A 26,788-nucleotide genomic window follows, 5' to 3' on the forward strand; every position below is an offset into this window, starting at 1 on the left:
ATGATGACAAGACCCAAAATCAACAAACAGTCCACAAGCCCCGGCAAGTTGCTCCGAGGCTTGGGACTGGTTCACGAGGATGCAGGCATGTACACCCCGGGAATACATAACGTTACAGCTTGCCTTACTTAGTTCCGCCTAATTTCTCCAAATTTTTCTCATATTCAGTCTGTTGATACGCTTGCACTTCGGACAGACCCGTCGATTCGCGTTTTTGCTGGTAATCGCTCCAGATCTGGTCGAACTCGGCTTCGGAAGATGCCAGCAGCAGTTTCGGAAGCGTTTTGCCCCATAGCTGTCCGAGTTTCGTGTTCGCGATGCCTTCTTTGGAGTTGCCCGTCGGGTTGATCTGGTCGAATTCGGAAGCGCTGACCGTTTTGCCGCGCGTCCAATCCATCATTTGCTTGAACGGATCGACCGGAGCAGGCGCCCATTGATCGGTAATGTTGGTGTCCATCATCATCCAGTATTTGTGGGAAGCGCCGTACTTCGTATCGAATGCCGCACGGTCGGTGTTGAGCATATCCAGCACCTCCGGCTTGAAGACGGGCTTATCGCCTTCCATGTCGTACGTCACGCCTTCTTCGCCCATGTACAGATCGCGTTGACCTTCTTCGCTCGTCAGGTATTCCAAGAAGCCGATCGCGCGGGCTTTGTCTTTGACGTCTTTGGAAATGAGCGTCAGCGTCCAGCCCGAGATGCCCGGCCCCGACAGGTTAGGTTGGTCTTTCGCCGCGTTCGCGGGACCGTCTACCGCAATGTAAACGGAATTCGGATCGTTCGCGAACAGCGCGTTTTGCTGGCTGCTGAAGTCGCTGCGCTGATACATCATGGCGAAGTAACGGCCTTGCGCGATCTTTTCTTCCATTTGTGCGCGTTTGTCGATAAAGATGTCTTTGGCCAGCAGACCGTTCTCATTGGCTTGACGGAACGTTTTCAGCCATTTGATGTATTCCGGATCGGTCGGGCGGTCGTACAGTTTGCCGTCTTTTTCCTGCGGAATCGCCAGGAAGTTTTGCAGATAGGCTTCCAGCGAATAGTTGCCGTTGTCGGTGAACTCGTGCAGTCCGATCGGGATCAACGGTTGTCCGTTCACTTGAGGGTATTTTTCTTTGGCCGCTTGCAGCGCTGCCAGGAACCCTTCCGGCGTGCTCATATCCGGCGAACCCAGCGCTTCGTACATGTCTTTGCGGACGACGAACACCTGATTTGAGACGTACTCTTTGCCGTACTTTTCAAAGTCGGCCGGAGAAGAGGAGGCGTTCGGATACCCGTAGACATTGCCATCTTCTTGCGTGTACCACGACAACTTGGCCGGATCGGCGACGTTTGAGATGAAGTACGGATCGTACTGCTCGGCCAACTCGTTGAGCGGCAGCACCAATTTGCCTTCGATCATTTTTTTCACCGCGTCGTCGCCCCAGGCGATCGTCACGAAGTCGGGCAGTTCGCCGGATGCGATCATGGTATTCATTTTTTCCGCTTCGTTGCCGGCCGGAACGATAAAGTTGAGATCGACGCCGGTCTTTTTCGTCACGTATTGACTGGTCAAATCTTTACCCCAATCGGTCCCGGTGTACCAAGCAAAGTTGATGTACCAATCGAACGTGATCGGCGACGTGTCGTTTTGCCAGGAAGGTTTAGTTGGGTCGACTGCCGCTTGGGCCGCTTCTTCTTTTTCCGTTGCCGCTTCTTTAGTTTGTCCGCCTGACGAACACGCCGTGCTGAAGATCATCAGCATCGCGGCCAGGAGAATGGAGAATTTTTTTCCTCTTTTTCTCATGTGGGTACCCCTCTTCTGTGTAATGGACGTACGATGTCGCTCAGTGTTGCTTGTATCGAAACATGAAGCGTAAAACCCTTGTAAGAATCAGCCTTTGATCGAGCCGATCATCATGCCTTTGACGAAATACTTTTGCAGGAACGGGTAAGCGAACACGATCGGCGCCGTCGTCACGACCATCGTAGCCAACTTGATCGATTGCGAGGTCACGGAACGCGTCACGCCTCCCGGAACGGCCGCCATCATCTGGTTCGAGCTGGATTCCGCCACGACCCGGTACAGATAGGTCTGAATCGGCTGCAAATCGGTATTATTGATATAAATCATGCCGGTAAAGTAGTCGTTCCATTGATACACGCCATGGAACAAAGCAATCGTCGCAAGTACCGGCATGGATACGGGAAGCACGATGCGCAAGAAGATCGACCAGTCGTTCGCCCCGTCGATTCGCGCTGCCTCCTCCAACCCTTCAGGGATTTCCCGGAAAAAGGTCATGAAGATAATGAGATCGAAAAAGCTGAACAAGACAGGAATGATATAGACCAAGAAGTTGTCCAGCAAATGCAAATCGCGGATCAGCAGGTACGTCGGAATCAGTCCGCCGCCGAAGAACAGCGTAAAAGTCCCCATCAAAATATAGAACTTGCCTCCGATCAATCCTTTGCGAGAGAAGGCGTAAGCGACCATCGCGGTGAAAAAGACGTGGGCCACTGTACCGACGAGCGTCTTGGCAACGGTAATTCCCATCGCCAGCATGATCCCTTCGCTTCGGAATACCGCGCTGAAGTTCTCCAAACTAAACTGCCTCGGCCACCAGTAGATCCCTCCGCTCATGGCGTCGGTACCGTCGTTGAACGAATTGACCAGCACGTACCAGATCGGGTAGATCGTCACGAAGCAGATCAATACCATGCCTAGCGTATTGAGAAAGTCGAACAGCGCCTCGCCTCTCGTTTTGCGTTTTAATGTCCACATTGCAAGTTCCTCCTTCCTTCCGCCGCCCTAGAAAAGCGAGGTGTTGTTCAATTTTTTGGTGACGCCGTTGGCGATCAGCAGCAGGATCAACGCGATGACCGATTTGAGCAGCCCGACCGCGGTCGAATACGAGAAGCGTCCTTGCTGAATACCGGTTTGATACACGTAAATATCGATCACGTTACTTGCGCTCTCGTTCAGCGAGTTGCGCAATACGAGAATCTGATCGAAGTTGGAGTTGAGCACGCCGCTAACCGCAAGAATGAACAAGATGGCAATCGTCGGACGAATATTGGGGAGCGTGACATAGAACATTTTCTGAAAACGTCCGGCCCCGTCCATCGTTGCGGCTTCGTACTGTTCAGGTGACACGCTTGCCATAGCAGCCAGGTAGATAATCGCCGACCAGCCAAGCTCTTTCCAAATATCCGAGGTGATCACGATGCCCCAGAAGTATTTCGGTTCCGCAAGGTACGAGATCGGTTCGGTAATTAATCCCAGTCCCATCAGAATATTATTGATAATGCCGACGTCGGCGAGCCAAGTCGCCAGCATGCCGCCGAGAATGACCCATGACAGGAAGTGAGGCAGATACGAAATGGTTTGAACGGTTTTTTTGAATTTAACCGAGCGCAGTTCATTCAGGAACAAAGCGAAGATGATTGGCAACGGAAAACCGATCACCAGCTTAATCAGACTGATTCCGAGCGTATTACGGATGACGCCGCCCAGTTCATCATCTTGCAAAAACTCCCGGAAATGATCCAGTCCCACCCATGGAGCGTTGGCGATACTGTCGACGATGTTGTATTCTTTGAACGCGATAATGATTCCGTACATCGGGATGTAGTTGAAAATGAACATCCATGCTACGCCGAGCAGTGCCATCGTCTGCAAATGCCGCTGCCCAAGCAGCTTTCTCCACCATTTACGTGCTCTACCGTCCCGATCGGACGGCAATTCCGAGACGCCCGCCTCTATTTTCCTGTCCATCTTCCTTCCAGCCCCCTCCGACCCTGTAGCCGACTTTTTGTAAGTGCTTACATTCCATAAATTTATTGTAGCCCGTGAAAACAACCGAAGTAAGGCTTCAAATTTCGGGGTTGAGTCTCAAATTTTCAGGTTAGGATTGCCTGAAAATCTGAAACGGGGAGCAAAATTTCAAATTGAGTTGGCCTGCAATTTATTTAAGACAAGCTACTCGCTCTCTTTCTTGTTATAATTCGGAAGAAGCCGTTCAACTTATTCAACTTCAATAGATGGCTGCCGGCTTGTATGGCCGGGAAAGGAAGTGAATACATGCCTGATCCCTTGCTCTGGAAACAGAGAATCAGAACCCTTCGCGCCTTCAATTACAGCGACACCATGCAGGCTGGCGTACTGCGCGAGCGCCTGCTGCATAGTTCCTACTCGTTGACTGAATCAAGAGTCATTCTTGAAATTTCTCGTCAATCCAGATTGACTGCCACCGATCTAAGCCGAAATTTGGGACTTGATCCCGGATACTTAAGTCGGTTACTGGGCAGGCTGGAATCCGGAAACGTGATCGAACGCCCTCGCAGCGAACGCGACGGCAGACGACGGTTCCTAAAACTTACCGAAGACGGCAAACGAATTGCCCAGCTGCTCAATCGAAGAGTAGACGATGACGTTGCCGAATATCTGGCCGGCTTGTCCGAATCCGATCAGGCACGTCTGATGGAAGCCATACGCACGATTGAAGAAATCAATGATTCCCGTGCGGCTTATGTTCCGGACAGCCGCTATTTCCTGCGCGAAGCCGAACCTTCCGATGCCGAGCGATTAACAAAGACCTACGAAACATTGTTCGAGCAAACTTTCGGGCATGCAGACGAATTTCATGAAGTGATAACCGATACCAATCAAAAGCTTTTCGATCCGGCAAGCACGACGAGAGCCCGTTGTTGGATTGCCGAGATGAACGGCGAAAGCGCCGGATCGATCGTCGTCGAGCCTTTGGACGAAAAGCGCATGCATATTAAGCTGTTCATGGTCGAATCCAAACGCCGCGGGCTCGGGATCGGCGGAAGCCTTCTGGGTGAAGCCATCCGATTCGCTCGGCAGAACGGCTGCCAAAAACTGATCCTTTGGGCTGTCAGAGATCAAATTCGGCTTCAAAGACTGCTCACTCGTCACGGTTTCCGTATGCGCGACCGACCGAGCATTTCGTATTACGGGATGAAGTTTGACGTAGAGTGCTGGGAAGTGCCTTTTTCCTAAAAGCGTGCATAATCCGGTTTGCAGTGAATATTTATTCTTATTTTTAAATATTTATTCCTCCTCTCATTTCTATAATTCTTTTTACTGGAAAAAACGCAGGAGCAATCATTACGGCTTAGCTTTTTGTTAAGTTATATTTATTCACACAAAAAGCTTCTTGACCTTTTCTGAGATGTTCAAAATATTGATTAAATATGTTCGTTATATGAAGAAAAAAGGCGAAATTCGTATTATAATATCGAATAAAGCGCTCTATTGATCGTTTATGATATTTGTTAATTTTACTAACATGAATTTATATTTATAGACATCGGGAAGCAAGCTATGTCACTTAAAGTTCCTTCCCAAATCATTTTAAGGAGGAATTTTATGTCCACGATGTCTATGAAGGTTCTGAAAGCCGTGCTTGCCCTTGGCGTTATCGCTGCCGCGGCGGCTCCAATCGTTCGTATTCCGGGTGCTTACGCAGCGGAAGTTACAGGAACTGTCATTGCCAGTACACCGGCCGCAGCAGGAACGGGCACAGTCGTAAGCGCACTTCCTAAGGTCGAAGTTATCGCTACAGGCGGCACTATTGCAGGTCAATCTGCTGACGCAACAAGCTTTGGTAATTATCGCGCCGGCACTTTGCTAATCGCCGACATGGTTGCAGAGCTTCCCGACAAGGACAAGATCGCGCAGGTCAGTACATACCAATTCGGCAATTCAGGCTCCAGCGCCTACAGCATCGCCGACTTGTACGATCTCTCCCTTCGCGTGGACCAAGCCCTCAAAACGCAGGATGCCGTCGTGGTAACCAGCGGAACCGATACGATGGAAGAGATCGCTTACTTCCTCGATCTGACGGTACGCAGTTCGAAGCCCGTTATCGTTACCGGATCCATGCGACCTTGGACGGTTATCGGCAGCGACGCTCAAGCCAATCTGTATAACGCAATCAAACTGGCGGCAAGCGGCAAAACGAAATACTTCGGCACCGTGCTGATGCTGAATGACGAGTTCCATGCCGCGCGAGAAGTCACGAAATCCAATTCTTACCGTACCGACACTTTCATCACTCCGGAGCTCGGCGCGCTCGGTTACATCGATGAAGCCGGGGTTCGCATTTATCGCGCGCCTGCCCGTGCCCTGTTGAGCACCGCCAATTGGAACACCCCTTTCGATCTGTCGAAGCTGAACAAATCCAATCTGGCCAAGGTTGAAATTGCTTACTCGTACCAGGATGCAGGAGCCGGGGCAATCTCCTCCTTTGTCGCCAACGGCGCGGACGGCATCGTGACGGCAGGCACCGGAGCAGGCGGCATCTCGCGCGCAATGAGCGCGGAACGCACAGCCGCAATCGCCGACCACGATACAATCTTCGTCACGACGACGCGTACCGGATCGGGCAGCAACTACTCCAGCGGCGACAACATCATTGCCGGAGATAACTTGAACGCTGTGCACGCCCGTCTTATGCTGCTGCTGTCGCTATCCTTCTCCAATGACTTCGATACGGTCAAAGAATGGTTCGAGACTTACGGCGCTGCTCAGGTCAGCGTTCCGGAGAAGTAAGCGTAGAACAATCCAAAGTTTATATTTAAAAAAGAGCTGCCTCAACGCCATATCCGGCTTGGGAGCGGCTCTTTTTGACGAGTTGATAAGGTCACGTGTGCGCGTGAAGCCAGAAAGCTCCGAGAGAAATTGCCAGCATAGGCTTCCGAAGTGCATTTCTTCGAAATGCTTCACAAGACGCTGTCTCACTCGGAAAATTGAATTGAATTTAAATGTAGTGCTCCAACACTTAAAATCGTCCGTCCTTTTTAAATCCAAAGGCAAATTCTTCAAAGCCGAGTCCCCGATAGTAAGCCCGATGTTCTTCGGAACAAAAAAGCTGGATATGGATTCCCTGTCCGCGCAGTTCCGAACGAACGCCTACGCCGCATAAATAAGCATTGATCACGCCGTCGGATACCAGTCTTCCGGTTGCGATCAGGCGTTCATCGGCATATGCGCTGATCACTTTCCAACTTCCTTCCACAGCCAGTCGAAGTTGCTTCGGTTCCAAACGCAAAAAGTCGTTCCATTCCAATGCTTCGTAAAGCTCATGCAAATCGAATGCTGATGGAATTTCCCATGCCCAGCGAAGCTCCGCGTCTTTCCATGTGTCCTGATTTTGGCTCATCTTCTTCACTCCTTGCGTCCGCGGGCCATCCGTAAGAATAGGTAACAGCGACATGACCTTTTTCTGTCTGCATCATAGCCTCTTAAAATAGACGAACCGGGATTTTTTTCGTATAAAAATCCAATTTACTAGCTTTGGTTACCTTAATTCGGGTAATATTAAAAAGTAAAGCTTGGTTGAAAGCTACCAAGTTCAGCGTGTCGAGAAAGTCTAAAGTGCCTGGAAGAGAAAAGACGGAGAGAGAAATTCAGTTCAAAACGCCTTTGAACTTGGAAAACTTCAACTCAAAATTTCAATCGACTTTTCCAAGTGAGACAGCGAATTGAACGAATTTCTCTTGCAGCCTTCTCGCTTCCCGCGCCGAAGTAACTTTCGTAGAGAAGTCTGAGCTTGGTTAAACACGATCAAGCCGAAATATATGAAGCGGAAAGGAGAAGCCGTTTGTCCCTACTCCATCTCTTGACGCTGTCGCCGTTCTTGCTTGCCGTTTTACTCCCTTTTTTGGGAAAAGCGGTTCCCCGTTTGCACAAAGGATGGTTCGCAGCCGCACTGTCGGCTTTTGTCTTCGCCATGCTGCTCGGCTACTTGGCCGATGTCGGCGACGGCTCCCCGATTGTCGAATCGTTCGACTGGATTCCTTCACTCGGAATCTCGTTCACTGTCTATCTCGATGGATTGTCCCTGTTGTTTGCCTTAATGATTACCGGAATGGGGGTTCTTGTTGCCCTTTATTCGATAGCGTATATGAGTGCTGCCAAGGAATCGTTAACGCGCTTTTATGTGTTTCTCTTGGTTTTCATGGGCGCCATGCTCGGGCTTGTTCTCTCGGACAACCTGCTGACGCTGTACGGATTCTGGGAACTCACCAGTATCACCTCGTTCTTGCTGATCGGCTACAAAAACGAGAAGCATCGATCGCGTTACGGCGCGCTCAAGTCGCTGCTGATCACGATGGCAGGCGGCCTCGGCCTGCTTAGCGGTTTCATTTTGCTGTATGTGATGAGCGGAACATACCGGATTCGAGAACTTTTCGAAGTCGGAGCACCTTTGATGTCACACCCTTTATTTTTGCCGGCCATGATCTTGATTCTGCTCGGCGCCTTCACCAAGTCGGCTCAATATCCGTTCCACATCTGGCTGCCTGACGCCATGGAAGCTCCGACTCCGGTCAGCGCTTACCTGCATTCCGCGACGATGGTCAAAGCAGGTCTCTATCTGGTTGCGCGGATGAGCCCGATTTTCGCAGGAACGGCGGAATGGTTCTGGATCGTCTCGCTTGGCGGATTGATTACTTTGCTGTATGGCTCGGTGGCTTCGCTCAAACAAACTGATCTCAAAGGCATTCTCGCCTATTCGACGATCAGCCAGTTGGGTTTGATCATGTCCTTGCTCGGCCTATCCTCTTTATCGGGTATTTTCGACGGAGAAGAGCGATTGCTCTATGCCGCCGCCGGAACGGCAGCCATGTTCCATCTGCTGAATCATGCCGTATTCAAAGGCGCGTTGTTCATGGCTGCCGGCATCATCGATCACGAAACCGGCACGCGGGATATTCGCAAGCTCGGCGGACTCGCCCAGGTCATGCCGATCACGTTTACGATCTCGTTGTTCGGTACGTTTTCCATGGCGGGGATTCCTCCTTTCGGCGGATTCATCAGTAAAGAAATGTTCCTGGATTCCGTGATCGAACCTTTGCACGCCGGAGTATTCGGACTTTCGACATGGGCAGCCTTATTCCCTGTCGTAGCCTGGATTGCCAGCGTATTCACGTTCGTGTATTCGGTCTTGTTCGTATTCCGAACCTTCTTGGGACCGCGCAAAAAACCGTTGATCAACAAAAAGATTCACGAAGCCCCGCTTCTCATGGTGCTTCCTCCCGCATTATTGGCCGCCCTGGCGCTTATGCTTGGCCTTTTCCCGGGTACGGTCGCTTATTCACTGATTCGTCCCGCTGCTGAAGCCATGATGCCGATCGTCACGGCTTCGGGAGACAGGCTTCCGATGGACATCAAGCTCTGGCACGGCTTCACGCCTGCGTTATGGATGACCATCGCCGTAGTCGCAGTCGGAATCCTTCTCGCCTTGACCGTACGACGCTGGATGAAGCTGTATGCTTTTATTCCGCGCCGGGTATCGATCAATCGGTTTTACGATATTAGTTTGCGCTTCTTCGAACACATCACGGTACGGGTAACTTCGCTTTACATGAACGGTTCGTCGCGCAGCTACGTCAAGTATATTCTCGGATTCATGATGCTTGTTCTCGGCTTTATCCTGTACATTTCGACCGATATCAGCTACAGGGTCGGCGCTTATGCGCAGATTGCGCCTTACGAGTGGATAATCCTGCTGGGCTTGGCTGCTGCGGCTCTCGCGGTTCCGTTCGCCAAATCCCGCCCTGTCGCCATCATTTTGACCGGATCGGTCGGATATCTGATGACGTTGATGTTCGTATTCCTGCGCGCGCCCGATCTGGCATTGACGCAAATGGTCGTTGAATCCATTTCGGTAACGTTGTACCTGCTCTGTTTCTATCATCTGCCTAAACTGCGCACGGAAAGAAGGGCCGTACGTTTCCGTCTGCCGAACTTCCTGGTGGCGATCGCAGTCGGCGTGTTGATGACGCTCGTTGCGCTTGCCGTGCTGGGTACGAATCCGTTCGAACCCGTATCCGACTATTATGTTCGGGAAAGTTACGAATCGGCCGGCGGCAAAAATATCGTAAACGTCATCTTGGTCGATTTCCGCGGATTCGACACCATGCTCGAAATCATGGTACTCGGCGTCGGCGCGATCGGTATTTACAACATGATCAAGCTGCGCCGCAAAGCAACCGATGTCGGATCGCGTCACGTCTCTCACGAAGATGACGAATCCGATGACGTGGCCGATCGTTTCCGCAAAAATCAATACGGACACGACGGTCCGATTGAAGTCTCGCGCAAAAAGGAACCTTGGATCAACTGCGTGAGCGATCTGAACGACAAAGCGCCCGAACAGGAAAAGAACTCGGATTCCGATTTCGAGACCGAGCCTGATTCCGATTCGGAATCCGCAACTGACGAAAGCCGTAAGAAAGGAGGAGATCTGGATGCCTAGAGGCAGTGACGTTTTTCTGCAAAACATCTCCAAGATCGTCGTGTTTATTATTTTGGCGTTCGCTTTGTATTTGTTTTTCACCGGCCACGGCAGTCCCGGCGGCGGTTTTATCGCCGGACTGATGAGTGCCGGTGCCCTGCTGCTGCTCGCGCTCGCTTACGATATCGAGACCGTGCGCAAGGTTGTCCCGATCGACTTCAAAATCGTTACGGCAGTCGGCTTGCTGATAGCCCTTTGCGGCGGAACCGGCTCATTATTGTTCGGCGAGCCGTTCCTGAAGCATGCTTTCGGTTATTTTCAACTCCCTCTGCTCGGCGAAACCGAGCTCCATACGGCCTTGATTTTCGATCTGGGCGTTTATCTGGCAGTCGTGGGCGTGACCATGACGATTCTGCTCACGATCGGAGAGGATAACTGATGGAAGTCGTCGTAGCCGTGATCGTCGGCGTGTTATTCGCCGTCGGAATCTATCTGATTTTAACTCAGGACTTATTGCGGATCGTGCTCGGCACCTCGCTGCTGACCCATGCCGTGCATTTGCTTTTGATGGCCATGTCCATGCTTAAGACCGGTGCGGCGCCGCTGCTCGGTCGGGGCAAAGAAGAATTTGTCGACCCGCTGCCGCAAGCTTTGATTCTGACTTCGATCGTCATCAACTTCGGAATCACCGCCTTTTTCCTTGTTTTGTCTTATCGGGCTTATCAGAAGCTGGATACGACCGACATGGATCGGATGCGCAGCGAATCTTCCAAACATAGGGGGCGTCGCCGATGAACAACTGGGTAGTCGCTCCACTCTTGATTCCGTTGTTTACAGCCGTTTTGCTCATTTTTCTGCATAATAAACTCAAGCTGCAACGCTGGATTAGCCTGCTCAGTTCTCTGCTGAACGTCGCGGTTGCGATCTATCTGATCGTCCAAGTCCGTACTGACGGCATTCAGACGCTCAACATGAGCGGTTGGGCGCCTCCTTATGGCATCGTGCTTGTCGCGGACATGTTCGCCGTGCTGCTGGTATTAGCCGCTTCCATCGTTACCGCATGCTGTCTTTGGTACTCATTCCGCGGCATCGACGAAGAACGGGAACGACATTATTTTTATTCGCTCGTTCACTTTATGATTGCCGGGGTTAACGGTTCCTTCCTGACCGGCGACCTGTTCAACCTGTTCGTCTGCTTCGAGTTGATGTTGATGGCCTCCTATTCTCTGATTGTGCTGGGCGGGACCAAACGTCAATTCCGCGAGACGCTGCACTATATTTTGATCAATGTATTGTCTTCGACACTGTTCGTCGCTTCCGTCGCTTATTTGTACGGAGCAACGGGAACTCTGAATCTGGCGCATCTGTCGATGCGGATCGCCGAAAGCGGACAGACCGGACCCATTACGGTCGTCTCCGCGCTGCTGCTTGTCGTATTCAGTGTCAAAGCCGGGCTGTTCTTGTTCTTCTGGCTGCCCGGCTCCTACGGTGCCCCGCCTGCTGCCATCTCCGCCTTGTTTGGTGCTCTGTTGACCAAAGTCGGGATGTATGCGCTGATTCGGACGTTTACCCTGATCTTCTATCATGAAGTCCAGGTCACCCATATGCTGATTGGGACGATGGCTGTCGCCACGATCATACTCGGAGGATTCGGTGCCGTTTCCCAGACCAATGTTAACCGTATTCTCGGCTATAACGTGATCGCCAGCATCGGATTTATCTCGCTCGCCCTTGCCGTTTCCAATGCCGACGCCCTGCAAGGTGCCGTATTCTACCTGATCCACGATATGATCGTCAAAGCCTTGTTGTTCCTGTTGGCCGGCATATTGGTTGCGGAAACGGGAACGGAGCGTATCAATCGAATGGGCGGCGTACTGAGTCATTCCCCGCTGCTCGGCTGGATGTTCTTGATCGCTTCGCTAGCGGTTGTAGGCATTCCTCCGCTCAGCGGTTTCCCGGGCAAGCTCCTGATCATTCAGGGCAGCCTGGAAAACGGCCAGTACGTCATTGCTGCGGCAGGCGTGCTGTTGACCCTGATGTTGATGTACTCGCTGATCAAGATTTTCATCCTCGGATTCTGGGGCAAAGCACGACGGCCGCGAGAAGCGCATTGGAAGCAATCCCGCAAGCTGCTGCTCGCTTCAGCGCCGCTGATGATGTTGATCATTCTGCTCGGGATCTTTGCGGAATCGGTCATGCCGTATATCACGAGCGCTTCAAACGTGTTAACCGACCCGTCGATCTATATTCAAGCCGTATTTAAGGAGTAGATGCCTTTGGCTTTTCAACTGTTGCTCAATCTGGTCATTGCCTTCGTCTGGATGCTGCTTATGCGCGACATGACGATATCCGGCTTCCTTGTCGGGCTGTTGATCGGATTGCTGCTGATGACGCTGATGCGACGATTTTTCCCTCAACCTTTTTATCCGCGAAAAGTGTGGGCTTGCGTCAAACTGCTCGGACTGCTGCTGAAAGAATTGATTGTTTCTTCATTCGCCGTCATTGTCCAGATTATCAAGCCCAAATTGACGCTGTCGCCGGGAATTTTCGCTTACGAAACCGATTTGAAACCCGGCTGGGAGCTGACGCTTTTATGCGGACTCATGAACCTGACTCCCGGCACCTTGCTGCTCGAAGTCAGTCATGACGAAAAGACGCTGTACATTCATGCCATGGATATGAAAGAAGCGCATAGCGTGGAAAAACATATTCGCGAAACGTTCGAAAAAGCCATCATGGAGGTGACCCGAAGCTGATGCAAACCGTACTGCTCATTTCGATGATGCTGCTTGCCTTGGCGATCGGCGGATGCCTCTACCGGGTACTCAAAGGCCCTTCGATCGCCGACCGAATCGCCGCGCTGGACACGATCGGAGTCAATGTGGCTGCCGAGGTTGCCATTGCCGGCGCTTACACACGCTCTACGGCCTACTTCGAATTGGTGCTGCTGATGGGCATTCTGGCTTTTATCGGGACCGTGGCCTTGGCTCGTTACATGGAAAGGGGGCGGGTGCTGGATGCTCCAGACGATTCAACTCCTGATTGAATGGTTGTCGGTGCTGCTGATCCTGCTCGGCGCCCTGCTCAGCGTATTCAGCGCCTTTGGCCTGATTCGTCTGCCCGATGTCTATTTACGATCGCATGCCGCCACGAAAAGCGCGACGCTCGGCGTGCTGTGCGTGCTGACGGGCGTGTTCCTGTATTTCGCATCCAGCATGCAAACCGCCAGCATGAACATCTTGCTCGGCATCGTATTCTTTTTCATCACCGCTCCGGTTGCCGGGCATCTGAACGGACGGGCTGCCCACCGAAGCGGCGTTCCTCTTTGGACGGGCAGCATTCAGGACGAACTCGCCGAAGCCGCCAAAGCGGCAGGCGTACCCGATGCCGGAACGTCCGGAGCCGCCATGTCCGACGCTGCAAAACCCGACGGCATGCCCGGCGAACCGCCGACGCTTAAGGAACCTTCCGAGCAGCAAAGCGGACGCCAAGAGCCTCCGGAACCGAAAGAAAAGTAAATCGATCTTAAAAAAGCGCTTTTCGTCGTGAACCTCTCTTCCTTATGGAAGGATCGTTCATCGCCGAAAAGCGCTTTTTTCAACCGGAATCGAGGTATAGGACACTGGCTTATCCGTTGTATGTACAGGCGTCAAGGCTTGCGGAACGTTAATCGATACTTCGCTCCTTTGCAGACTTCCTCGTACTGAACATCCAGCATGCCGGCAGGAAGCATCGTCAGAATATCGGGACGCCGAGGGTCTGTTTTTTTAGCCAGGGAAATCCTCGGCTTCCGTTCGCGCTTATGCCGATCGGTTTCGTCTGCGATCAGCAGCTTGGTCCCGCTTTTGGCGACCCGAATCATTTCGCGCAGCGCTTTGGAGGGATCGCTGAAGTCGGCCAGTCCGCCGACATGATATACGCAATCGAACGACTCGCTGCGAAAAGGCAAATGCTCCGCTTCACCATGAACCAACTCCGCTTCCATGCCCCACTCCTTCAAATGTCTGGCAGCTTGACGCAGCATCGCTTGGGACAAATCCAAGCCGTACAACCGCGTACCCGCGGGCAAGATCGGCAAATTCGCCCCGGTCCCGACCGAAATCTCCAACACGCGATCACCGCGCCGAATGTTCAGTTCGGACAGGAAGGTCCAGCGATAATGAATCTCTCCTCCGAAACGAAGCTTCAAATATAAGCGATACGCAAACGCATGGAAGCGCGCCAGCTTATCGGCCAAAGCCATTGCCCTGGCGTTGGTCAGTTCCATCCCCTGCGGCCGAACGGCGTGCACAAACCCGTCCTCGGTGCGCGGCAGCGGATAGGATTCCGGCTGTGTATATTCCGAAATCCGCGTCGAATCGAACATAAGGTTTCCTCCCGACTTTTCTAATTGCCTAAAGCCGATTTCCGTCTTCCCGTTCATTGTAACGCCAACCTCTCCCCAGCGGCTCCACCGAGCGATTGAACTTCATCTCCGTCTTGAGTCCTACGCGACTCCGATCGACTGATCAAGTTGCAGCAAAAGCCGCAGGCATACGCCGCGGCTTCCTAGCTGGCTTATCATTGTTGGATTGTTAGAGCGATTCTACGTAGTTTTTAGCTTCTTTCAGCGAAAAGTTGTACATTTCCCTTGCTTCTTTGATCGCTTCGATCTTGCGCCCTTTGGCTACGAGCGAACGCAGCATCTCGTCGCCTTCCGAGGAAGATCTTGGTGCTTGTTCGCCATCACTTGATCCCATCATGGACGAAGGGCGATGGAAGCGCGGCGAATCGGCGAGCCGATTGATCTCCTCGCGTAAACTTCTTACCTCAAAACGCAGGCCGATAACCATCAGCATCAGCGAAAAAACAATAATCGCCAAAACGATGGTCGTAAAATCGAATTCCATGGACGATACCTCCTTTGAAACCATGCTCGACGAAGATGTCGAGGAAGTTCTATTTGAAGGGGAAGCTTAAAACAGAAAAATCCTCGGCATTCGGGCTTGCATGTTTTCCTTTTTTAAAAATAGGATTCACTTCCGTTAATTCAAGTTTGTCTGCTTTCATTATACACGTATGGGCATGGAAAACCGATTCTATCGTTAGTATGTATAGCGGAAAAAAGAGTTGCATATTGCACAGTCGGTTCGTTTATTTGATGTTTATATTCATTGCGGAACGGGCCATTTTTTCTTTCAAGATCTCGTGGAATGTTCGTTCCTGGTCGCCGTTGGTGTTTTTCTGAGGCGATGCTGCCGGTTGCGGTCTGGTGTATTGAGAATGAAAAGCCATTAGGTTATGTACGCTCATATTCATAAGTAGATGTCCCTCCCGAGGAATGTAGGACGCGAATGCAAAGTCAATTTTATTGCATTCGCGCTTTAAGGACATGCCTTCAAGTTTCGCTATACTGCGTGTGAAGACACATCGTCAGTACTCTGTACCAAAAGAAGGTAAGGTTACGCTCGGACGAACGTAAACCCATTATTAAAATTGGCACAGAATATTAGGTCGCTCTCTTCTATGTACGACTATATAACCCGGGATAGTTAAAAATAAACCGCTTTTACGGGAATCAGGGACAAAGGTGGAGCATTTAAACGCAAATCGCAACCGAAGCCATGGCTTCTAAGACTGTATGACTAGGTTGCATTAAAAGCATCTTTTTTTGGAAAACAATCTAAATAAAAGTCGATTCCGAGCCTAATGGCGGGATAAATCCAGAAAAAGCCCGGCCTAGCGAATCAGAACGTAAAATGATGCGGGTCAAAGCGTAAACTTCTGGTAAACATGGCATCCAACGTGTATAATCAGCGTAGTCAAGTTCCACCGGACGTTAAGTTTATAGAGAGGAATGGAAAATCGTTCATGAAATCGACAGAAAAATGGGGAGCATTCGTCCTTAGCGCAGCCGTGCTGCTAAGCGCTCCCGGCTATGCAGATGCTGCAGGAACTCTGACGGGTAGCGAACTCCCTCAGCCTTCTTGGACCTCGGCAGCTGTATACGATACATCGTCTGCCTCAGCTCACGATATCCGCTTCATCAAATCCCGCAGCCTCGTCTACGCCCACACCGTGCAGAGCATCAAAAAAAACAGCTCCAAAACGTCGTACGACTGGTATTTGGAAAGTGTTACGGCTTTTGATGCCGCTACCGGAGTCAAAAAGTGGTCCCGGACCTTCCATGAGAAAAGCGGTCCGTACACGATTGCCAGCTCCCTCCTTTATGCGGAGAACGGCACGGTTTATTTCACGGGAACCTTTTCGGACAAGACCCAAAAAATCTACGCGATTCGAGCCGACGGCAAAGAAGCGTGGAATCGATCTATTCCGTTCGGAAGCCAGGTCTATATGCTAGGCGACGAAAGCTTGTTTATTGCATCGCCCCAAGGACCGGATAAGCGCGGAATCGTCAAAACGACAGCCGTACACTGCGATGCGACAGGCAAGACATTGGCATCCAAAACCCTGACAGGAAGCGTTTTGACGGCAGAAGGGGAGCGCATTGTCGTCGATACGAGTCGTCTGGTCAAAATGAGCAACAAAGACTGGGACCGCTCGCCAAGCCCTTCTGTCGAAGTCTACGCTCCTGATCTGAAGCGCATCTATACGTACAAATTCCCGGCAAGCGTCAATCTGCTCGGCGACGGCGGCGGCCAACCGATCTTGGTCCAAGACGACGGCACCGTTATTTTCCGAGGCTCGATCACGGGAACCGTCAACAAATTATTCGCTTTCTCGCCCGAGGGCCGTCTGCTATGGGGCCGCGTCATCCCTGCCGATTCCGTCATCTTGTCGACCGGCAACGGATACGTCACCTATTCCAACCGCAAACTCGCTTCTTTTGAACTGGACGGAAAAAAGGCCGAACGTACCCTGACCGACGAACCCGGCCAGATCGTCGTACTCGAACGCTCCGACGACGGCGAGTTGCAGGTAGATATGGCGGAAACGCTCTACATCCTTGATCCCGACACCCTGGACATCACCCGTGCCGTATCCAATCTCCCGTTGCGTTCCGACTATGCCTTCGCATACGCCGGAAACGTACTCTACGCCGCCGAATCCGGTTCTTTGGTGAAATACGCTTTGGATTGATCCTCCACTATATCGATCCTCAACTATATAGAAGAACTTTAATTCCATACGATCTACACCCCCAGATCTTCGCTACTAAGCGAAGATCTTTTTTTGCCCTTATTCCCTGCCCTCCTTCCCCCTACCCATCTTTGAAACGTTGCAGCAGCGGAGGGGGAAATTCAGCGAAATACAGGTTTTCAAAGAAAACCTGCGGTAACATCCAGCGTAATGTTGACGCCTTTGAACTCGTAAAGCTGCAAGCTTTATGAGTGAGATAGCGTCTTAAAGCATTTCGAAGAAATGCACTTCGGAAGCATACGCTGGAAATTTTTCCTGCAGCGTCTCGCACCCGTTTCAAAAATGTAACCTTTTCAACTGTTTCAAAATTAAATTTTCAAGTTGTTATTCAAATGCTTGCTAGAAGGTTAAATTGTATTTGAAGCAAACAAAAACATAAGCGGAGGCGATACAAAATGGGCATTATCTGGTCGTTAATTATCGGCGGGGTTATCGGTTGGTTGGCCGGTCTCATCGTGGGCAGAGATATTCCTGGAGGCATCATCGGGAACATCATCGCCGGTTTCATCGGCGGTTGGCTTGGCGGAGTCATTCTTGGAGAAATGGGTCCGGAAATCGGAGGATTCTACATTATTCCGGCATTGATCGGTGCGATCGTTCTGGTAGCGGTTGTGAGCCTGATCATGCGTTCGGTTGGCCGCAGAAACAGAGCCTAACCGAATCATTCCTTTAAAAAAACCAGCCAGAACGCCTGAACGGTTTTCATCGAAAATCGTCCGCGTACTGCACAAAAAGAGCGCATCCCGTAAACACGGAATGCGCTCTTTTTGCATGTACGATAGATCATGATTAATCGCTACTTTACCTATTAATTGGCAGTTTGCAATTCCCGGAAGTGTTCAACGGCCTGCTTGACGCCGCCCGTCAATTCGGACAATCCGCTCACCGTTTCGGACAATTGCTGCATGCTCGCCAGCTGCTCTTCCGCAGCCTGACACACGGTTGCCACTTCTTCCGAAGTGCTGGCTACCATTTCTTCCGCGTGGGTAATCGTATCGCTCACCTGCTCCGTGTGTGCGGCAATTTGCTCCACGGCAGCCGATACATCCTGCATCTGCATATTAACTTCGTCAACCGCTGCCTGAATGAACTGGAAGGAACGTCCGACTTCTTCCAGCGATCCGATCCCTTCTTTCATATCGCCGGCGACTTGAGACGAAGTATCGACAACCTCGTTCGTATCTTTCTGAATGCTCGCATTGATCGTGGACACCCGCTTCGCCGATTCCGAAGATTGTTCCGCCAATTTGCGAACTTCCGAAGCGATAACGGAGAACCCTTGCCCGTATTCGCCCGCACGTGCCGCTTCGATTGCCGCATTCAAGGCAAGCAAATGCGTTTGCGAAGCAATTTCGGTGATAATGCTTACGAAATATTCGATCTCTCCGGACTTCTCGTCGAGACGGTTAACTTGCTCAAGCAGCGTCTGAATGCTGCTGTCCGTCTTCCGAACCTGATTCATCGCGCTGACCAACTGCTGATAACCGGAAGAAGCCTGTTCGGAAGTGATTAATGTCGCGCTTGCGACTTCATCCGCGCTTCCGGCTACCTGCTGAACGGCTGCCGACATTTCGTTAGTCGTACGCGAGATTTCTTTCATTTTTGCCGTTTGCTCACCGGAACGCGTCGCCGCGCTGCGAGCCGATTCGGTGATCAGATCTGATACGAATACGCCGACATCCGCGTTAGCTTTGACTTGCTCGACATTCTGATCGATCTCCAGCAAATAATCCTGCATCCGTTCCATCGCTTTTTGCGAAGCATGGCCCGGTTCGTCGACTTCTGCTTCTGCCGAAGCCGCCACAGCGCTTTCGGTCGCTCCAACCGCCGCAAAATGCTGGTTCATCTCTTCCGCTCTGCGATCCATCGCGCGCAGTACGAGCCAGATTCCGGATACGAAGGCTCCGCCGCCCACGACCGCGGCCAAAATGATTCCCGGCACGAAGCTTCCCCAACCTCGGCCCGGCATCATAAACAGAAAGGCAATCGCAACTTCCAACAGCGCAACAGCTGCCGCGCCGGTTAAAATCATACGTTTGTTAGCCTGTGTATTCATTGTCCCCCACCATTCCCCTCCGAACGTCTACAAAAAAAGCCCGGGTATACCGGGCTTAGGCACGTCAGAAAGTCCGTTACAGCCACTGAACGGATTCTTTCCAAGCGACAAACTTCAAGTTGCTTTGACAAACAGAAGAGCCGAAAACAGCCAGTCTTTTAGCTGTTCAGGTAAGCTTCCGCTTCATCAAGTTTTTCGAACGACACGACGATGTCGCCGAACATGCGCTTCATTTGCATTTTCGATACCGCGGAACCTGTGTAGTATGCCCATTTCGTCAGGCCTTTTTGCACGGACATCTCGCCCAGCGGAGCCAGCGCTACCGCGACTTCTTGCGTGAACAATTTGCCTTTGCTCAGATCGGTCAGGCCCGTGAAGCCGGGTTTTACTTTTGCCAGTTCAGCTTTGTACTGCGTGTTGTAGGCTTCAACTTCATCCATCGTAATGCTTTCTACGGTGCAAACAAGACGATTTTTAGCTGGAATATATTCGATCTTAAACATGGAAAATCCCCCTCGATTCAGATATGTGGCCTCAAGTTCTAGTGTACTAAAAAAAATGTCGAATTCAAAGCAAAAAATTGCATTTTTTCATTTAAATTCTTTCTTTTCATTCAAATGTCACTTTAGGAATGACGTCTCCTTTGCATAACGGATCATCTTCGAAATGAGCGCCTCATCCATAGCCTTCCATTTGAAGCCAAGCCGCTCTAAATAAGCAACCGTACGGTCTGAAGCAACTTCGAATCGCGTTTGAATTTGCGCGCTTTCCAACCACCCGTAGTGCAGCATAATTTTGTCGATCTCGGAACGAGACTCTCCGGACTGGAATTTCTCGATAAGTTCGTCGACAAATTTTGCGAATTCTAACGGTCGGACTTTATACTCAACCTGCTCGGCCGTCAAAATTCGATGCATGCTTTCCAAGTTCGGATTCAACAAATGGAACGTCTCATTCCGGAGATTCTCCGGCTGCATCAGCAACAGAATCGATTGGCTGATTCCGTCCACGTAAGAGAAGTCCGTATCCGGCGCAAGCTCAGGCACCATGCCCAGATGAATAAACGACTGCATCATCGTGTAAAAGGCATTTTCCCCGATATTCTCCTGGAATCGGCCAGTATCCGAATGGAATACGACATTGCCGAGGCGATAAATGCTGGTTCGCAAACCCCGCTCTCTCGCTTGAACGACTCGCTCCTCCGCTTCGAACTTGGTCTTCGCGTAATAATTCTCGTATTCTTGTCCGAGATTAAGATCGTATTCGCCGAAGAACGCTTCTTCCCGTCCGGGAATAACCCCTGTGGCTACGCCCAGCGTAGAAATATGGTGGACGTCTTTTTTTCGATCCGACTCGGCCAATTGCAGCAAGCGCTCGGTAGCCTCGACATTATGCCGCTTAAAGTCCTCGTAACTGCCGTAATGCTTTACCGTTGCCGCAGCATGCACAATCGCATCCGTTTCCTGCTGCAATCGCGCATAAGCAGCTTCGGATAGACCCAGATGTTCTTCGGACAAATCCCCGCTTAACACGTGAAGCCTCGGCATCGCCTCTTCCAACGAGCCTGTACCGAAGTAGAAATCAAGCTTGCTCCGAATTCGTCGGAACGCTTGAGCATCATCGTCTCCGCGCACAATCGCGTAGATGTGCCAATTCGTTTGCATGAGCATATCGCGCAGAACATGCACCCCGACATAGCCCGTAGCCCCCGTCAGCAGAACGCCCTCATAGCCGCGAAGTTGGGTCAGATCAACAGACGTCGCATCTTCGTTAGCCTGGCGTCGATACGTTTCGCGAGCTGCTACTAAGGTATCCTCGCCCTGTTTCCGGCTAGCTTCCTTCAATTCGGCGAGCTTTTCCGCCATGCGGTTCGATGCGGGCTTGACCACAGCTGCCAGCTCCGCCAAAGTCTGATGCTCGAATACATCGTTAATGCTAAGTTCAAACTGTTCTTGCAGACGGGCGACCATAACGGCGGCTTTCAAAGAATGACCGCCCAGCTCAAAGAAGTTATCATCGCGTCCAACGCGGCCTACACCCAACACGCTCTGCCAAACGGTTGCGATCTTTTGCTCCGTTTCGCTTTGCGGCGCGGCATATTCTGCATTTGCCAGCATCTCGCCCGGCTGCGGCTCAGGCAGCGCACGGCGGTCGATCTTCCCGTTCGGGGTCAACGGCATCGCGTCCAACTGCACGAAGTAAGACGGAATCATATAATCCGGCAACCGGTTCGCCAGATGCTCTCGCAGCTCCCGCTGGGTCGCATGAGCCGTCGAAGCGATATACGCGCACAGGTATTTTCCGCCCGCCGCATCTTCCTTGGCCAGCACGATGGTTTCTTTGACCGAGAAATGCTCCAGCAATGCCGTCTCGATCTCGCCCAATTCGATCCGGAATCCTCGAATCTTGACCTGGTGGTCCAGTCGACCGAGGAATTCCAGTTCGCCGCCTCCGTTCCAACGCGCCAAATCGCCTGTTTTGTACATGCGGCCTCCCGCTTCGAACGGATCGTTCAAATAACGTTCCGCAGTCAGCTCCGGTTGATTGTAATAGCCGCGTCCCACGCATTCGCCCGCAATATACAGCTCGCCCGCCGTGCCTTTCGGCTGGAGATGCAGCGCATCGTTCAGGATGTAAACGCGCGTATTGGTAATCGGTTTGCCAATCGGAGGCAGCTCGGGAATCGCGCCCGCAGGATCAAGGGTATGCGCGGTCGCGACATGCGTTTCCGAAGGCCCGTAGTGATTATGCAGGAAAATGCCGTTGCGACGCAGATGCTCTTGGAATTTTTCCGGCACGACCAACTGCTCGCCTGCCGTTACGATATGGCGAATGCAGGTCGGGAAGCGTTCTTCGTATTCTTTTTCGCTCAAAATAAATTTCAGGAACGATACCGGCATGAACAATACGCTGATCTGCTGCTGCTCGATCAGATCCAGCAGCCGGCCGACTTCGCGTCTCATTTCGCTGCGAATCATGCACAACGTGCCTCCGGCAAGCAGCGTTGACCAGATCTCCTGCGAACAGACGTCGAAGCTGAGCGTCGTGAATTGCAGCACCCGCGCCGTATAATCGATATTGGTCCGCGTATATTCGTAATGCATCAGATTCATCATATTGCGGTGCTCCAACATGACGCCCTTCGGACGGCCGGTCGTGCCCGACGTATAAATGACGTAAAGCAAATCGCCGGCTGTCGAACGAACTTCCGGATTATCCGTGTGCGGCGAATAGGCATCCGCTTCATCCAAATACAGAGAAGTTCCGTCAAATCGAAGTTTGCCTGCCAGGTGGCGTTGGGTCAAAAGCAGATCCGATCCGCTGTTCTCCATCATGTATCGGATACGGTCTTCCGGATATTCCGGGTCGATCGGAACATAAGCTCCGCCTGCTTTCAAAATGCCCAGCAGTCCGATAATCATTTCCGGCGAACGATCCAACATCAGGCCTACCAATTTATCGGCCGCAACGCCTTTTTCGATAAGCGTGTGCGCAAGACGGTTGGACCGTTCGTTTAATTCCGCGTAAGTCAGCGATATGCCTTCGAAAGTAACCGCCGGATGATCAGGTGATTGCGCAGCTTGGCGTTCGAACGCCTCTTGAATAGTCAACTGACGCTCATAAAGCGACGAGGTATCATTCAGGTCGAACACCAGCGAATGCTTTTCTTCTTCTCGAAGCATCGGCAGGGCGTGTAAAGCAAGATGCTCGTCGACCGCGGCAGATTGCAGCAGTTGCACATAATGATCAGACATCCCGCGAATAGTCGCGCCCTCGAACAAGTCGCTGCAATATTGGAAGTCGATCCGAATACCTTCTTCTTGTTCCGTTACATCGACCATCAAATCGTACTTGGCAATAGCCGGCGCATACAGCTCCAGCGTCGTTTTCGCTCCTGCAAGCTCCGGTGCGAGGCTGCCGGTATTCTGCATGACGAACATGGTATCGAACAACGGGCTGCGTCCGGCAATCCGGGGAACATTCAACTCGTTGACCAGCTCGCCGAGCTCGTATTCCTGATGGTCGAATGCGCCAAGCAGCTCCATTTTCACATGATCCAAGTAGGCGGCGAATGTCTGTTTCTTGTCCGGGTAGGTGCGCAGCGGAAGCGTATTGACGAACATTCCGATTACGCCGTGCGCTTCTTCGCGGTTACGGTTGGCTACAGGAACACCGACAATCACGTCTTCTTGTCCCGCATAACGGGACAACAGCGTACCGTAGGCGGCGAGCATGACCATGAATAACGTCGTACCCGTGCGATCCGCCAACTTTTTCAACTTCGCTTGCAATTCCGAATCGATTCCGCCGTGCAGGGTCGCTCCCCGGAAACTTTGCTTGTCCGGGCGAGGCTTGTCGGTCGGAAGCTGGAGCATCGGCAATTCGCCTGCGAGACGCTCCCGCCAATAGCCCAATTGCGACTCCCGAATGCTGGCCGCAGCGCCTTGCGCATACCAGACCGAGAAGTCTTTGAACTGAACGGCAGGCAGCTCCAATGATTCGCCCCGATACAGCATCGACCACTCTTCGAAAAAGACATGCATCGAGACGCCGTCAACCGCGATATGGTGGAAGTCGAGCATGATGAAATGCAGGTCGTTTTCGCACGATACAAGGCCGGCTCTCATCAACGGCGCGCGACTCAGGTCGAACGGACGCACGAACGCATCCATCATGGCGCGGATATTCTGTTCCCCGGCGCGCGCTACGGCCAGACGAAGCTCCGCCTGCGCGTGGACATGCTGGACAATCCGCTCTCCGCGAAGTTCGAAAGTCGTGCGCAGCGCTTCGTGCCGACGGACAAGTTCCTGCAGGGAGTATTCAAGACGCCGCACATCCAGCTTACCTTCGATGCGAAGCAGCACAGGCGCATTATAAGCCGTATCCGATCCTTCCATCTGCTCGACCAGGAACAGGCGCGCTTGAGCCGGATAAGTCGGGTAATGCTCGGCCGGCAGCGCGGCCGAAATCGACGGAAGCTCCAACGACGATAGACCTACTTCACCGGCACGCTGCGCAATCCGCGCGGCTTGCGTACGAACGGTCGTGTATTCAAACAGTTCGCGGATCGACAACTTGGCGCTGAAGCGACGTTCGATCTGTGCACGCAATACCGCCGCCTGAAGAGAGTGACCGCCGATATCGAAGAACCGATCCTGTACGCCGAAACGATCATGCCCCAGGATCTCGCTCCATAACGCGTGCAGTTGCTTTTCGGTTGCGCCCAATGGCGATTCATAAGCCGCGCCTTCGCGAACCTGAGGTTCCGGCAGCGCACGGCGATCAATCTTGCCGTTCGCGTTAACCGGAAGCTTGTCCAATGCGACAAAATGAGCCGGGACCATGTAATCGGGCAGCGTAAGCGAGAGTTCGCCGCTCCACTCGGCATGGCCGCGCTCCGAATCCGACTCGACGTAGGCGCACAGATACGCGTCACCCGCAGCGTCTTTCAACGCAACGACGACGCAATCGCGCACGCCTTCGCTTTCCAGAATCCGCTGTTCGATCTCGCCGATCTCGATACGGAAGCCGCGGATTTTCACTTGATGATCCAATCGGCCGAGGAATTCGATCGTGCCGTCACTCTTCCAACGGGCCAAATCGCCTGTGCGGTACATGCGCGCTCCTTCAATGTAAGGATGCGGGACGAACTTCTCCGCAGTCAGTTCGGGACGGTTGAGATAACCGCGTGCCAATCCGTCGCCGGCCACGCAAAGTTCGCCGGCCACGCCAACCGGCTGCAAGTGCCCGTAAGCATCCAAAATCATGATTTGCGAACCCCGAACCGGCTTGCCAATCGGAATATTGCCTTCCATCTCAGTCACGAGGTGCGAGCTGGTTACAATCGTGTTCTCGGTCGGGCCGTAGCAGTTATGCAGTTCGTATGGACGCGGACGGAACGTTTTCAGTTTGTCTCCGCCCGTCAGCAAAATACGGAGCGATTCGTTGTCGAATTCCATGAATTGTTCGCAAAGCTGCGTCGGAAGAAACGCGATCGTGATTCCTTTTTCGTTAAAATGCTGATTCAAACCGGACGGGTCAAGACGCAGATCCTCCGGAATCATGTGAATAGACGCGCCGGACAGCAGGTAAGGGAATATTTCCCAGACTGAAGCATCAAAGCCGAAGCCTGCATATTTAACCGTACGGTCTGCCGAAGTAATACGGAAATGCTCGATATGCCACTCCGCCAGATTAATTAGCGACCGATGTTCGATCACGACGCCTTTCGGCGTGCCCGTAGAGCCCGATGTGTAGATGACGTAAGCAGCGGAATCCGATGCGCCGAACGTGCCTGTTTCGACCGGAACTGCCCAATCCCGATTGTTATCGATACGCCAGGCGCTGCCTGCGTAGCTTCCCGGCGCTTCAAGTCCCGGCGTCAGCAGCAGCAGTCCCGCTCCGCTGTCTTCCAGCATGAAGCGCACGCGTTCCTGCGGATATTCCGGGTCGATCGGCAGATACGCAGCGCCGGTCTTCAGTACGGCCAGGACAGACAGGATCATCTCTGCCGACGGACGCGCCATGATTCCGGCAATCTGTCCGTCTCCAAGTCCCGCTTGACGCAATTCGGCAGCCAGCACGTCCGAGCGTCGGTCCAACTCCGCGTAGCTCAGCGAACCGCCTTCGTACACGACCGCATCCAGGTTCGGCACAAGTGCCGCGCGCTGCTTGATCATGCGGTGAATCGGCCGATCGGCTGCAATCGACTGCCGTTTCCCGCTCCATAAGTTCAAAAGAGCTTCCCGCTCCTGCTCGCCAAGCAAGTCCTCTTCCCCGATCCGCGAGTCCGGTGCCGCCGTCATCCGAACCAGAATCCCATGCAGATGCGCCAGCACGTTCTCCACGAATGCCTCGCCGAACACGGATTTTCGGAAAGCCGCGCGGGCATGAATCGAATCGGTTCCGGAAAATACGATGAACAGATCGCAGTCCGAAGACTCTAATGCTTGCTCGGCACGGATGCGAAGATCGAATCCGATCCCCGTATTGTAAGGCCGATCCACAGCACCCGAAGCATACAGTTCCGCAAAATATTCAGGCTTTAATGTCAAATCCGTCGATCCCAGAAGCTCTGCCGCAGCCTCCAGACGCATACGGAATGTATCTTTCCGGCTTCCTTTTACCAACAAAGGGAACATCTCGCCCGTATCCGACGAATACACGGCAAATGACTGCTCCTCACTCCGCAAATAACGTTGAAGCAAAATGGCCCATGCAGCATGGGCAGTTCCGCCGCGCAAAAGAGACGGATCAAGCGCAAGCAGCTCGCGCTCAACCTGTCCGATTTCGCTCGAAGCAGGCCGGGTCTCGCCGGACAAAAACGTTTTTTCCTCCACAGCCTGCAATC

Annotated in this window: 19 protein-coding genes and 1 pseudogene; 11 read left to right on the forward strand and 9 right to left on the reverse strand. The window is 52.3% G+C overall.

Going from position 1 to position 26,788, the window contains the following annotated elements; translation table 11 throughout:
- Positions 1–124: 124 nt before the first annotated feature.
- From SACSAC_RS22195 to SACSAC_RS22205, 3 genes are all read right to left on the reverse strand, one after another.
- Complete coding sequence (locus tag SACSAC_RS22195) at positions 125–1,783, reverse strand: extracellular solute-binding protein (RefSeq protein WP_037290460.1); 1,659 nt, start codon at positions 1,781–1,783, stop codon at positions 125–127.
- A gap of 87 nt (positions 1,784–1,870) precedes the next feature.
- Positions 1,871–2,758, reverse strand: coding sequence for a carbohydrate ABC transporter permease (locus SACSAC_RS22200; protein WP_037290464.1), 888 nt, complete (start codon positions 2,756–2,758; stop codon positions 1,871–1,873).
- Positions 2,759–2,785: 27 nt separating this feature from the next.
- The gene (locus SACSAC_RS22205) at positions 2,786–3,751 is read right to left on the reverse strand and encodes an ABC transporter permease (RefSeq protein ID WP_037290467.1); all 966 of its coding nucleotides are present in this window, start codon (positions 3,749–3,751) and stop codon (positions 2,786–2,788) included.
- 306 nt (positions 3,752–4,057) lie between these two features.
- Between SACSAC_RS22205 and SACSAC_RS22210 the strand changes: the two genes are divergently transcribed.
- Complete coding sequence (locus SACSAC_RS22210) at positions 4,058–4,999, forward strand: GNAT family N-acetyltransferase (protein ID WP_051507324.1); 942 nt, start codon at positions 4,058–4,060, stop codon at positions 4,997–4,999.
- Positions 5,000–5,377: 378 nt separating this feature from the next.
- A complete protein-coding gene (locus SACSAC_RS22215; protein WP_037293525.1) occupies positions 5,378–6,553 on the forward strand; it encodes an asparaginase in 1,176 nt (391 codons plus the stop codon).
- A gap of 229 nt (positions 6,554–6,782) precedes the next feature.
- Here SACSAC_RS22215 and SACSAC_RS22220 read toward each other — a convergent pair whose 3' ends face one another.
- The gene (locus tag SACSAC_RS22220) at positions 6,783–7,163 is read right to left on the reverse strand and encodes a GNAT family N-acetyltransferase (protein ID WP_084778277.1); all 381 of its coding nucleotides are present in this window, start codon (positions 7,161–7,163) and stop codon (positions 6,783–6,785) included.
- A gap of 441 nt (positions 7,164–7,604) precedes the next feature.
- On the opposite strand from SACSAC_RS22220, the gene SACSAC_RS22225 reads away from it, so the two are divergent.
- The 7 genes and pseudogenes from SACSAC_RS22225 to mnhG all read left to right on the forward strand — a co-directional run.
- Positions 7,605–10,262 carry a Na+/H+ antiporter subunit A gene (locus SACSAC_RS22225; RefSeq protein WP_084778279.1) on the forward strand — a complete coding sequence of 886 codons (2,658 nt, stop codon included), beginning with the start codon at positions 7,605–7,607 and terminating at the stop codon, positions 10,260–10,262.
- A complete protein-coding gene (locus SACSAC_RS22230; RefSeq protein ID WP_037290470.1) occupies positions 10,255–10,680 on the forward strand; it encodes a Na(+)/H(+) antiporter subunit B in 426 nt (141 codons plus the stop codon). Before SACSAC_RS22225 ends, SACSAC_RS22230 begins: the two co-directional genes overlap by 8 nt.
- Positions 10,680–11,036, forward strand: a complete 357-nt coding sequence (locus SACSAC_RS22235) for a Na(+)/H(+) antiporter subunit C (RefSeq protein WP_037290473.1) — start codon at positions 10,680–10,682, stop codon at positions 11,034–11,036. Before SACSAC_RS22230 ends, SACSAC_RS22235 begins: the two co-directional genes overlap by 1 nt.
- Positions 11,033–12,511 (forward strand): Na+/H+ antiporter subunit D, encoded by a 1,479-nt coding sequence (locus SACSAC_RS22240; protein ID WP_037290477.1) that lies wholly within the window; start codon positions 11,033–11,035, stop codon positions 12,509–12,511. The genes SACSAC_RS22235 and SACSAC_RS22240 overlap by 4 nt, the downstream gene beginning before the upstream one ends.
- On the forward strand, positions 12,512–12,997 hold the full coding sequence (locus tag SACSAC_RS22245; protein WP_342666483.1) for a Na+/H+ antiporter subunit E: 486 nt from the start codon (positions 12,512–12,514) through the stop codon (positions 12,995–12,997).
- A complete protein-coding gene (locus SACSAC_RS22250; protein WP_084778541.1) occupies positions 12,997–13,287 on the forward strand; it encodes a Na(+)/H(+) antiporter subunit F1 in 291 nt (96 codons plus the stop codon). The genes SACSAC_RS22245 and SACSAC_RS22250 overlap by 1 nt, the downstream gene beginning before the upstream one ends.
- A pseudogene (gene mnhG / locus SACSAC_RS22255) lies at positions 13,259–13,609 on the forward strand (monovalent cation/H(+) antiporter subunit G); the annotation flags it as partial. The gene SACSAC_RS22250 and the pseudogene mnhG, both read left to right, overlap by 29 nt.
- A gap of 281 nt (positions 13,610–13,890) precedes the next feature.
- On the opposite strand, the gene SACSAC_RS22260 reads toward mnhG, so the two are convergent.
- Both SACSAC_RS22260 and SACSAC_RS22265 read right to left on the reverse strand, forming a co-directional pair.
- Positions 13,891–14,607, reverse strand: a complete 717-nt coding sequence (locus SACSAC_RS22260) for a class I SAM-dependent methyltransferase (RefSeq protein WP_037293536.1) — start codon at positions 14,605–14,607, stop codon at positions 13,891–13,893.
- Between the two features lie 208 nt (positions 14,608–14,815).
- Complete coding sequence (locus tag SACSAC_RS22265; RefSeq protein ID WP_037290480.1) at positions 14,816–15,130, reverse strand: hypothetical protein; 315 nt, start codon at positions 15,128–15,130, stop codon at positions 14,816–14,818.
- Positions 15,131–16,091: 961 nt separating this feature from the next.
- Between SACSAC_RS22265 and SACSAC_RS22270 the strand changes: the two genes are divergently transcribed.
- A complete protein-coding gene (locus tag SACSAC_RS22270; RefSeq protein ID WP_037290483.1) occupies positions 16,092–17,321 on the forward strand; it encodes an outer membrane protein assembly factor BamB family protein in 1,230 nt (409 codons plus the stop codon).
- A 455-nt stretch (positions 17,322–17,776) separates the two neighbouring features.
- Positions 17,777–18,037, forward strand: a complete 261-nt coding sequence (locus SACSAC_RS22275) for a GlsB/YeaQ/YmgE family stress response membrane protein (protein ID WP_037290485.1) — start codon at positions 17,777–17,779, stop codon at positions 18,035–18,037.
- Positions 18,038–18,189: 152 nt separating this feature from the next.
- Here the strand turns inward: SACSAC_RS22275 and SACSAC_RS22280 are convergent, their stop codons facing one another.
- The 3 genes from SACSAC_RS22280 to SACSAC_RS22290 form a co-directional block, all read right to left on the reverse strand.
- On the reverse strand, positions 18,190–19,437 hold the full coding sequence (locus SACSAC_RS22280) for a methyl-accepting chemotaxis protein (protein ID WP_037290487.1): 1,248 nt from the start codon (positions 19,435–19,437) through the stop codon (positions 18,190–18,192).
- Positions 19,438–19,595: 158 nt separating this feature from the next.
- Positions 19,596–19,940, reverse strand: coding sequence for a hypothetical protein (locus SACSAC_RS22285; RefSeq protein ID WP_037290490.1), 345 nt, complete (start codon positions 19,938–19,940; stop codon positions 19,596–19,598).
- 117 nt (positions 19,941–20,057) lie between these two features.
- A complete protein-coding gene (locus SACSAC_RS22290) occupies positions 20,058–26,777 on the reverse strand; it encodes a non-ribosomal peptide synthetase (RefSeq protein ID WP_245608676.1) in 6,720 nt (2,239 codons plus the stop codon).
- Positions 26,778–26,788 lie beyond the last annotated feature (11 nt).

The sequence above is a fragment of the Saccharibacillus sacchari DSM 19268 genome (genome assembly GCF_000585395.1).
In the GTDB taxonomy this organism is placed as follows: Bacteria; Bacillota; Bacilli; order Paenibacillales; family Paenibacillaceae; genus Saccharibacillus; species Saccharibacillus sacchari.

Excerpts from the sequence above, each read along its gene's own strand:
- SACSAC_RS22205 (WP_037290467.1), bottom strand. The coding sequence starts at position 3,751 with ATGGACAGGAAAATAGAGGCGGGCGTCTCGGAATTGCCGTCCGATCGG.
- SACSAC_RS22215 (WP_037293525.1), top strand. The coding sequence starts at position 5,378 with ATGTCTATGAAGGTTCTGAAAGCCGTGCTTGCCCTTGGCGTTATCGCT.
- SACSAC_RS22230 (WP_037290470.1), top strand. The coding sequence starts at position 10,255 with ATGCCTAGAGGCAGTGACGTTTTTCTGCAAAACATCTCCAAGATCGTC.
- SACSAC_RS22260 (WP_037293536.1), bottom strand. The coding sequence starts at position 14,607 with ATGTTCGATTCGACGCGGATTTCGGAATATACACAGCCGGAATCCTAT.
- SACSAC_RS22210 (WP_051507324.1), top strand. The coding sequence starts at position 4,058 with ATGCCTGATCCCTTGCTCTGGAAACAGAGAATCAGAACCCTTCGCGCC.
- SACSAC_RS22285 (WP_037290490.1), bottom strand. The coding sequence starts at position 19,940 with ATGTTTAAGATCGAATATATTCCAGCTAAAAATCGTCTTGTTTGCACC.
- SACSAC_RS22265 (WP_037290480.1), bottom strand. The coding sequence starts at position 15,130 with ATGGAATTCGATTTTACGACCATCGTTTTGGCGATTATTGTTTTTTCG.
- SACSAC_RS22200 (WP_037290464.1), bottom strand. The coding sequence starts at position 2,758 with ATGTGGACATTAAAACGCAAAACGAGAGGCGAGGCGCTGTTCGACTTT.
- SACSAC_RS22245 (WP_342666483.1), top strand. The coding sequence starts at position 12,512 with ATGCCTTTGGCTTTTCAACTGTTGCTCAATCTGGTCATTGCCTTCGTC.
- SACSAC_RS22250 (WP_084778541.1), top strand. The coding sequence starts at position 12,997 with ATGCAAACCGTACTGCTCATTTCGATGATGCTGCTTGCCTTGGCGATC.
- SACSAC_RS22195 (WP_037290460.1), bottom strand. The coding sequence starts at position 1,783 with ATGAGAAAAAGAGGAAAAAAATTCTCCATTCTCCTGGCCGCGATGCTG.
- SACSAC_RS22280 (WP_037290487.1), bottom strand. The coding sequence starts at position 19,437 with ATGAATACACAGGCTAACAAACGTATGATTTTAACCGGCGCGGCAGCT.
- SACSAC_RS22235 (WP_037290473.1), top strand. The coding sequence starts at position 10,680 with ATGGAAGTCGTCGTAGCCGTGATCGTCGGCGTGTTATTCGCCGTCGGA.
- SACSAC_RS22220 (WP_084778277.1), bottom strand. The coding sequence starts at position 7,163 with ATGAGCCAAAATCAGGACACATGGAAAGACGCGGAGCTTCGCTGGGCA.
- SACSAC_RS22240 (WP_037290477.1), top strand. The coding sequence starts at position 11,033 with ATGAACAACTGGGTAGTCGCTCCACTCTTGATTCCGTTGTTTACAGCC.
- SACSAC_RS22270 (WP_037290483.1), top strand. The coding sequence starts at position 16,092 with ATGAAATCGACAGAAAAATGGGGAGCATTCGTCCTTAGCGCAGCCGTG.
- SACSAC_RS22275 (WP_037290485.1), top strand. The coding sequence starts at position 17,777 with ATGGGCATTATCTGGTCGTTAATTATCGGCGGGGTTATCGGTTGGTTG.